Genomic DNA, 9,590 nt, shown 5'->3' with positions numbered 1-9,590 from the left:
CTGAAATACGAAGATGAAAAACAATGCAATTGGTCGTTTGGCCTTACATAGATAGTGAGTAACGAGGGATATCAGATGCCCTCAAACAACCAGAGAAACAATGAGTTGGAATTTACACCAACATTGGGGACTCAACATCTTCCTAACAAGTTCAGACTATTTGCAGTAGATATCAAGATATCTCCTGGTTTAAGAAGCTTTCCATCATCTTTAAGGAATGAGTTTGGAATATGATACAGGTCTTTCTCTACTATACCTGATTCCTGTGCTGCCTTTGTTGTAACTACGGGAAGTGAATCAGCACACGAATTCTCAAGTTGATCGGACTTTGAGAAAGTGATCCCACGGATAACTTCAACAACATCTCCGAGACGAGCAATCTGGTACTTATTGTGCCTTGCTTTTGTTAATTGGTACCTTTCTCCACTCAGATTGTACTCCCCACTCTCCGCCAGTTTTGCCTTTTCCACCAGGATCACATCCTTAGCGGGGGCTTGATACTCTGATCCCGAGAGAATGGCACTCTTATAGGCCTTCGCGCTGGCAATAGCGGCTGGGAGATCGTTCGCTTCGATGGGGCGGCGTTGCGCGCCAAGGTCAAAGCCATCGGCATCGATTTTGAGGAAGATGATCTTATTGGCCTTTTTCGCGAGGGTCCTGTCGATCCAGAGGATGGAGGTCTTTACCCCAGAATAGGGGTTGAAGACTCCCGCAGGAAGCGAGATTACTCCAGCAAGGTAGTTTTCCTCGACCAGCTTTTTCCTTAGTTGCTTACAGGCTTTGTCGCTTTTGAAGATGATCCCTTCCGGAACGATGATCCCAGCTTTACCATCCACGGTGAGGTGTTCCAGCATGTAATCCACGAAGAGCACTTCGCTGCGGGAGGATTTGATCGAGAAGCGGTTGTGGGGCACCACCCCGCCTTTTGGGGTCATGAAGGGAGGATTGGCAAGGATGCAGGAGAAATTGTCGTCCCATTTTTCCAGGGAAGAGAGGGTGTCATATTCGTAGATGTGGGGTTGGTTGATGTTGTGGAGGAACATATTCACCCGGGAGATGCGGACCATGTCCGGGGTGATGTCGTAGCCGAAAACGTTGTTTGAGAGCCCCATTATCTCCCTGGTGGAGAGCATGTCGCCCTCAATTTCCCGGGTGTTGGTTTTGTAGATATGTTTGATTGCGGAGATAAGAAATCCGGCGGTGCCGCAGGCGGGATCAAGGATAGTATCGTGTTTGCCGGGGTCCACCACCTGGACGATGAAATCGATGATGTGCCTCGGCGTTCTGAACTGGCCTGCCTCGCCCTGGGAGCCGGTTTTGCCCAGCAGGTACTCATAGGCGTCGCCCAGGTTTTCGGAATCCTCATAGCTGAATCCGTTTATCTCCTGCAGGAAAAGGTTCAGGGTGCGGGGGTCTTTGTAAGGCACCGAGGCTTCCTTGAAGATATTGCGGAAAAGATCGGGCAGACTGGCGTTTAGGCTTAGCCCGGCCAGACCTTCTTCATAAAGGTCAGCCCTTTCCCGGCCTCCCAGCCGGGTGTCCATCAGGTTGTCCCAGGAATATTTTTCCTGGTCGCCTACAAAATAGGAGGCTTTTCCGCCCATAGCCTCAGCCCGCCTGTCCATATCGTTCATGAATTTGTAGATGAGGGCCAGGGTGATCTGTTCCACCTGGGCCAGGGGTGTGGGAACCTTTCCCACGAGAATGTTGCAGGCGTTGTCTATTCTTTTTTTCGTTTCCTGGTCGAGCATGCGGCCTCAATTCATAAAGTAGTTCAGGGGGATGTAGTCTTTGATATACTGGGGGATCACGTGTTTCCAGCCGTTGAGGTTGTCCACATCCCTGATGCTGAGGAGAGGGCCCATCAATTCGGCATAGCGTCCGTTGTCGATGATATTCCTGATCTCGCCGTCGGACAGATAGGCCCGGAAAAGTCGGCGGGCATAGGGTATATAACGGCTTTCGGGGTGATGGATGCTGATGAATTTATCAAATTCTTCGTTGAAGATCTCATCCCGGGATTTGATCCTGTCCGTACGCCCCAGGGCGAGGTCGAGTATTTGGCGGAAGGGGGCGCGCCAGTCTATGTTCAGCGATTTGCGCAGTTTGGGCAGGTTGAAATAATCCACCGGCCGGTCGAAGATCTTTTCCGCGACGTATCTTTCCGCGGCGGGATAATCTTCCTGCTCCACCATTTTCCTAACATCGGGGTGGGATTTTACTTCATCGGCAAAGCGGTTGAACATCTGGCGGTCCACTTTCATGCCTTTGGGGCCGATGGCCTTTTCAGAGAGGTCCCGGATCATGTCGTGGCCAAGATAGTTGTATGTGCCGTCCAGGGGATCGGGAAGGATAATGTCCGGACCTCCGGCATGGCCCGGCTCCTGTTGTTTTGCTTTGCCAGGTTCGGGCAATTTCAGGACCACGTCGTAGCGGTATTTCTTTTCAAAGTATTCGCAATTGGCAAAGAAGTCAAAGAGGTGGAAAGTGGTTTTGGGTTTGGTTATGGTTTCAAGTTCACCATCATCCCGGAATGAGTACTTGAAATTGTGCTTTCTGGTGCCCCGGCCCTTGATCTGGATGAAATCGGAGGGAGAAAAGATGGGACGGAGCATCACCAGATTCAGGATGTCCGTGCAATCGTAACCGGTGGTCATCATTCCCACAGTGACGCAGACCCGGCTGCGAGAGGAGCGGTAGCCCTCCAGCCAGCGGGTGTGGCCATTCAGGTTGTTGTTCTGGAAATTGATGCTCATCTGTTGGGAATTGGCAACGTTTGAAGTGATTTGGACGGCAAAATCGGAGTTGTATTTATCCGGGAAATATTTGTCGGCCAGTTCGTTCAGCAGCTTGGTGATCTTCGCGGCGTGTTTCTGGCTCACACAGAAGATGATAGATTTGCCGACCTCATTGGAGACGGGGTCGTGTAAGGCGTGTTGGATGAAGGTTTCGCAGAACACCCGGTTGGTGGCGGTGGAGAAGAACTTCTTTTCAAAGGATTTTTGGCGGAAGATGCGTTCCTCGGGAGTGCCGTCCTCGTTGTACACCATCACCTGATAACCCTTGTCTGAAAGTAGTTGGGTGGTGATGTGGGTCCGGGCGTCGATCACTATGGGGTTAAGCAAATACCCCTCTTTCACTCCGTCCAGAAGGTTGTACTGGAAAGTGGGGTCTCCGCTTTCGCAACCAAAGGTTTTGTAGGTGTCCAGCATTATCCTGCGCTCCAGGGCGCGGGGATCGTCATCCTGGAGTTTGGAGATATTGACGTTTTTGAGATAGTCCTTGGGGGTGGCGGTAAGGCCGAGTTTGTAGCCGCTGAAATACTCAAACAGGGCCCGGGCATTGCCGTTGATGCTGCGGTGGGCTTCGTCCGAGATCACGAGTCCAAAGTCGGTGGGCGAAAAGATCTTGTTGTAGATGTCGTAAAGGCTCTGAACGGTTGAAATCAGGATGTTGGCATTTTCCCAGTCATCCCGGTTTTCCTTGTATATCCGGATGATGTAATCTTGCTTCAGATAGCTTTGGAATGCTTTCTTAGCCTGATTCTCAAGTTCGATCCGGTCAACCAGGAACAGCACGCGGTTTGCGTTGCCGCTACGCAGGAACAAACGGATGACGGCTGCCGCGACCATGGTCTTGCCTGTGCCGGTGGCCATTTCAAACAGGAACCTGTCCTTCTTTTCGGAAACAGCCTGCTGGATGCTTCTCACAGCACGTAACTGATACTCCCGTAACAGGCTGTAGCCGCCATCGGCTAGGAAAGCCTGACGTTTGGATTCGTCGGTCCAGCCAGGATCATTTTTGTAGCCGGGGTATTGGCTGAGCAGGATGTAGTCATTGTTTACCGGCTCATTAACCAGCTTTTGAGGATTGGGCTTGGTTTTGAGTGTATGCTCAATGGATTGGGGTGTGGGAAACTTGATAATGACGTTGGGGTTTCCCCGCTCCAAATCCCAGAAATAATGCAAATTTCCGTTGGAGAGGATCACATACCTGGCACCCTGGGCTTTGGCGTAGCGGCGGGCTTGTTCCTTTCCATCCAGAGGGTCTTTGCTCTCGCGTTTCGCCTCCAGCACGGCTATGGGGTAATTTCTGCTATCAAGCAGAAGGTAGTCGATGAAGCCTTGTTTGGATTTCTCAAAATCCTCGCCAAGTTCGTCAAGCTGGGTCTGGGTTATCTTGATGTTCTTCTCCAGCTGGATGTTCGCTTTTTTGCCTTTGGAATCGAAAAACCTCCAGCCTGCTTCTTCCAGCAGTTTGTTGATCTTGATGCGGGCGGTTGCTTCTTTGTTGTTCATTTATCCTGTGTGTATCCAATCACCTGATATTGTCTAAGGTTCCATTTAGAATGCCTGTTTCGTTTATCTTTATTACATCCGGGTCGATGGCTTTGAGTTGGTTGTGGGTTAGCCCCATTTTAAGGTTAAAGGGACCGTCCCAAGGCTGGCACAACGTACACACAGCCATTATTAGCGGAACAGGTGACAAGCTTGCTTTTTTCGTTGTTTCCTCCAAAAAATGCTGATGCGGATAGACAAAGGCAGAGCGGGAATCTGTCAAGCGGAGATTTTGGGGACTTGTTTGATTTCACATCCATTAGCCCGGAATGACGTGGGTTGGGGAGTTTCGGCGCTTCGGCGAGCGCCAATACCTTTGATAGGGGTCGCTGTACCTCCATTTTCCTTGGAGCCTGGCGTACAGCGAATGTAGTTGAGCATGGACGACAGGAAGCATCAGAAAAATCGTTCATTGCTGGCGTCGATGCTCGTGCCTCGGTCGACGCCAGGCTCTAATGCCACGTCATCCTGGACGTCGGCGAGCCCGCGAGGTGACTTTGATCCGGGATCTATGAAGGGATAAGGACTGGATTCCGGGTCAAGCCCGGAATGACGTGGGTTTGGGGTCGGGTGGAGGTTTATAGGCTATTACGCCCGGTCTGGATTCCGGGTCAAACCAGGAATGACGCGTAAAGACATTGGCCGGAAGAGCCGAACATACGTCATCCCGGACGTCAGCGAGCCAGCGAGGTGACTTTGATCCGGGATCCATGTACAGATAAAACTGGATTCCGGGGCAAGCCCGGAATGACGTGGTTTGAGGGCTGGATGGTTGTTTCTGGATTCCGGGGCAAACCAGGAATGACGGGGGCATGGGGCTATCATAAGAGGGTGTTGAGTTTGTCCGTCAGTTTGTCCGCCTGGTTTTCGCGCTCCAATATCAAAGGAACGATCGCGTTCAGATACTGTCGAGGATCAGGTCTTCCTTGGGCACAGGCTCCGGGCTAATGGTGTAAGCTGCGCGGATGAGACGGGCCACCAATTCAGCCTGGGTGGGGTTGTTGGCGTGGATTTCTCCGATGGGGTCACCTGCCTCGAGGAAATCGCCGATTTTGGGGATGAGCAGGGCCCCTGCGCCGTAATCAAGGGTGTCCGAAACCTTCATCCGGCCGGCTTTGATCCGCACCAGGGCATAACCAATGGCGCGGGCGTCGATGGCTCGCACGTAACCGGCAGTTTCGGCCAGGATGGGGATTTTCACGGAGCTGGTTCCCAGCAGGCTGTAATCCTCCAGCACGCGGGGATCTCCGCCCTGGGCAATGATGATTTCCTCCAGCTTGGCCAGGGCGCGGCCGCTGTCCACGGCGCTTTTGATCATCTCCACGGCCTGGGTTTCTCTTTGGGCCAGGCCTCCGCTCAAAAGCAGCCTGGAGGTGAGCGCGGTGGTGAGGGTGAAAGTGTCGCTCAGGGGGTTGCCTTTCAGGTATTCTATCGCCTCCACCATTTCCAGGCCATTGCCCACAGCCAGGCCGAGGGGGGAATTCATGTTGGAAAAGACCACCTGGACCTTCTGGCCGAAGCTGGCTCCGGTATCCACCAGCAGGCGGGCCAGTTCCCGGGCGCTGTCCAGATCGGGCATGAAGGCGCCGCTACCGATCTTGAGGTCGATCACGAGGTGTTTGGCGCCCTCGGCGATCTTTTTGCTCATGATGCTGGCGGTGATGAGGCCGGGGCTTTCCACGGTGGCGGTAACGTCGCGCAGGGCGTAGATGCGCTTGTCCGCCGGTACAAGTTCTTCGGACTGCCCCACCAGGGCGCAGCCGTGTTTCTCCACCAGGGCCTTGAACTCGTCCGGGCTGTATTGGGTGCGGAAACCGGGGATGGATTCCAGCTTGTCCAGGGTGCCGCCGGTATGGCCGAGTCCGCGTCCCGAGATCATCGGCACCGTGAGGCCCAAAGAAGCCGCGATTGGGGCAAGCATGAGGCTGATCTTGTCGCCCACGCCGCCGGTGGAATGTTTGTCCGCGACTATAAGCTCCGCGGGGAACTCGATGGTCCGGCCGCTCTGGATGTAGCTTTTGGTGAGGGCGGCAATTTCGGCGGAATCCAGGCCCCGGAAATAGATGGCCATTAGCAGGGCGCTCATCTGGTATTCGGGAATGGAGCCATCCAGAAAGGCGGTGATGAAAGATTCTATGTCTTTTTGGGAAAGGGTCTTGCCCCCGCGCTTGGCGAGGATGAGTTCCACGGGATTAAGCATTTATAGTTCCTTTATCAGGTAGAGACCAGTTTTTCACGGATATAGCCGCTGAAGATGTCCATCACCCAGACCACGATCGCGATCAGCCACATGATGAGGCCAACGTTGCGCCAGGCAAGCATTTGCTGCTGTTGATTGAGGGCAAGGCCGATCCCACCGCCGCCCACAAAGCCCACGATGGTGGCCATGCGCACGTTGATGTCCCAGCGGTAGATGGTGAAAGCCAGATAGGGAGCCAGAATCTGCGGGGTGACGGCATAGCGCCAGACCTGGAGGGTGGAGGCGCCGGTGGCCTTGATTGCTTCCACGGGGCCGGGATCGATGTTTTCGATCTGCTCGGAATAGAGCTTCACCAGCGCGGCGATGGAATGGATCCACAGCGCCAGCATTCCGGCAAAGGGGCCGATTCCCACCCAGACACAGAAGATGATGGCCCAGACGATGGCCTCGATGGAACGGAAGACGGTGGAGACGGTGCGAATCACGACGTAGGCGATTTTTCCCAAGGTGGAGCCGTACATCAGGTTCTTGGCGGCGAAAAAGCTGAGCAGAAAGGCGAAGGGAATAGCGAAAACCGTGGCCAGCAAAGCCAGGTAGATGGTTTCCATGAGGGCGGCAAGCATGGGCATCAGTTCCTGCAGATTGGGATTGAAGATGCCTTTGATGATGTTCTGCGCGTTTCCCGCCTGGGTGAAAAAGGCCAGCGGCTTCACCTCCACGATCACCCAGCCAACCACAAAGCTGATCAGGATGGCCACACCCAGTTCCAGCTTCCAAGGCTGATGGCGGGGCTTTTCTTCCGGAGCGGCCACCACCTGGCCCAGACATCCTTTTCTGGAGCCAAGCAACAGGGCCAGTCCCACTGGCAAAGCCAGCAACAGCCAGGCCGGCATTGGCTTGGAATAGGCCCCCAGCCGGAAAAGCAGCCAGGCCAGGCAGCCCAGGATGTAGAGCCAGAGCAGATATTCGATCGCGCTTGCTTTGAGATACTTCATGGAGTGGTAAGTTGAAAAAGGGGGCGGAAAAGTCAAGCAGTTTTTGCTCCGGCCCATCCTGGTCCGGTTCGGCGAAATGAAAGGCTCACTTTCAAACCCTCACTATCGTTCTGCCGCCCAGCGGGCTACCCACCATCGTATCCTACCAGCCGCGTCCTTAGCGCCCGAGCTTATCTCCCTCCCTTTCCTCCCGCCAAATCCTCGTATTTATTACGGGCATCATACGGGAGGCGCGTCAGGGGTTCAATACAGGGCCTTAACGGCCAATCAGCATCGAATCGCTTTTCTGTGGAGTTTCCAGCCCTAGGATGAAGGAAGTCGAAATGTCTGTGGCTGTTCATCACCTTTTTAGTGGTTTGTCAATTCTGATTGAGAGCCTCGTAATGACATAATGAAAAAATCCTTGCCAAGATAGGCAGGGGTTAAAATGATGGTTTTTCAAGTTAACTTTGATTCTAGGAGAACTGAAATGAATATCAAGCTTTCGTTCAGCAAGCAACTTATAAGCGCCATGATGCTGGTGCTGATGGCCGGATTTCTGGCCGCGCAAACCCCTTTGTTCACTTTTGAGGTTGACGACCTCGAAGGCACCAACCGCAATACGGTCTGGCTCTTCGATTTCGACAGCCCTTCCTTCGCCACGCATGATGGGAACTGGTATACCTTTGGAAACACACCGCTTTATAACGCATATCCCTTCCTGCACTATTACGCCGAAGACCTGGTGCGCATGACCCAGCCCGGCAATTCGGAAGGGCAAACAGTGATAAGCTGCGTTCAGGAAAACATTCCCTTCACGGATGACATGACCCAGATCGGCATCACCTTTACGCCTTTCGACAGGACCAGCCTGACCCAGGTAAACCTGGTCAATCCTGCAAATCCCTGGCAGACACATGGAGAATCCGGAGACATCCGCACCTATGCCAATTCCAGCGGCGATATCACCCTGGGCGGAGTGAAGAAACTGCATATAATCAACATGCAGTATGAGATAACCACACCTTACCCCTCCGGCCAGGAGATCCATGACTATGTGGAACACCTGAAAGGTGCCCCTTATTTTTACCCCATACCGTTTACCTGGAACACTGGCGACAACATCGGCCCCGGAACTTTTTATCAGCAAACCGGACTCGGCACCGGATTGGTGGATGTGAACCATCCCGACACCGATCCAGACTGGGCTGCGCTCTTCGCCCCCAGCTATGTGGTGAATATCAGGATGCTGGAAATCGTGTCCCGCACCACCCTGAATTCCACCTATCACGATTTCCTGATGGAGATTTCCGCCGATACCGAACCCAACGTGCCAGTTGTGATGAGCAGCTTCACCGCCTCGGTAAACGCCGAGAACCAACCTGTCCTGAACTGGACCACCGCCTCCGAAAACGACCTGATGGGATTCCGGGTTCTGGGCTCCACAGCCTCGGCCATGAATGAGGCCATCAACCTCACCCCGGTGCTGATCCCGGCCCAAAACTGCAACTGCGGAGCTTCCTACAGCTTCACCGCCTGGGAATTCAACACCCCCGGCACCTACTGGTTCTGGCTGGAAAGCATGGACATGGTGGGCACAAGCGACTTTTTCGGCCCTGTCTCCGTGACCGTTAGCGATACCCAGACCCCGTCACTTCCGGACCGCAGCAGCCTGGGCAGCGTCTATCCCAATCCCTTCCAGAGCGGCACCGCGGTAAGCATCCCCGTCGAGGTGAAAGCGGGCGACAGCGGCGAACTCAGCATCTACAACCTCTCCGGCCAGCGCGTGGCTTCCTTCCCTCTGCAGCAGGGCAGCCACACCATCTCCTGGAACGGCCTGGACACAAGCGGCAAATCCTGCGCCAGCGGCATCTATTTCTACCGCCTCAGCGCCGGCAACCACCAGGAAAGCAAGAAACTCATCATCCTTAAATAAACACCTTCTTCCATTCAGAGAGAAGGAACCCGGCCCCAGCGGCCGGGTTTTTCTTTTACTGAGGAAAAGCAACCGCCAGGATGGAGCGGGGCTTCAAATGGGAGAAGGAGCAGGCTTCCGGGCCTTGCGGGGCTTTATTTGCT

At 53.9% G+C, this 9,590-nt stretch carries 5 protein-coding genes; 1 reads left to right on the top strand and 4 read right to left on the bottom strand.

Annotated elements, in window-relative coordinates; genetic code table 11:
- Window positions 1–131: 131 nt before the first annotated feature.
- The 4 genes from GX466_00765 to phnE all read right to left on the bottom strand — a co-directional run bounded on the left by GX466_00765 (window position 132) and on the right by phnE (window position 7,532).
- The gene (locus GX466_00765) at window positions 132–1,751 is read right to left on the bottom strand and encodes an N-6 DNA methylase (GenBank protein ID NLH92745.1); all 1,620 of its coding nucleotides are present in this window, start codon (window positions 1,749–1,751) and stop codon (window positions 132–134) included.
- 6 nt (window positions 1,752–1,757) lie between these two features.
- Window positions 1,758–4,298, bottom strand: a complete 2,541-nt coding sequence (locus tag GX466_00760; GenBank protein NLH92744.1) for a DEAD/DEAH box helicase family protein — start codon at window positions 4,296–4,298, stop codon at window positions 1,758–1,760.
- A 937-nt stretch (window positions 4,299–5,235) separates the two neighbouring features.
- Window positions 5,236–6,537, bottom strand: a complete 1,302-nt coding sequence (locus tag GX466_00755; GenBank protein ID NLH92743.1) for a thymidine phosphorylase — start codon at window positions 6,535–6,537, stop codon at window positions 5,236–5,238.
- A 14-nt stretch (window positions 6,538–6,551) separates the two neighbouring features.
- Window positions 6,552–7,532: a phosphonate ABC transporter, permease protein PhnE gene (gene phnE / locus GX466_00750; GenBank protein NLH92742.1), complete on the bottom strand. Its 981-nt coding sequence runs from the start codon at window positions 7,530–7,532 to the stop codon at window positions 6,552–6,554.
- A 469-nt stretch (window positions 7,533–8,001) separates the two neighbouring features.
- On the opposite strand from phnE, the gene GX466_00745 reads away from it, so the two are divergent.
- Window positions 8,002–9,447 carry a T9SS type A sorting domain-containing protein gene (locus GX466_00745; GenBank protein ID NLH92741.1) on the top strand — a complete coding sequence of 482 codons (1,446 nt, stop codon included), beginning with the start codon at window positions 8,002–8,004 and terminating at the stop codon, window positions 9,445–9,447.
- The last annotated feature ends 143 nt before the right edge of the window (window positions 9,448–9,590 follow it).

This window comes from Candidatus Cloacimonadota bacterium, from assembly GCA_012516855.1.
Taxonomy (GTDB): domain Bacteria; phylum Cloacimonadota; class Cloacimonadia; order Cloacimonadales; family Cloacimonadaceae; genus Syntrophosphaera.
This window is presented reverse-complemented; position numbering and strand designations above follow the sequence as displayed.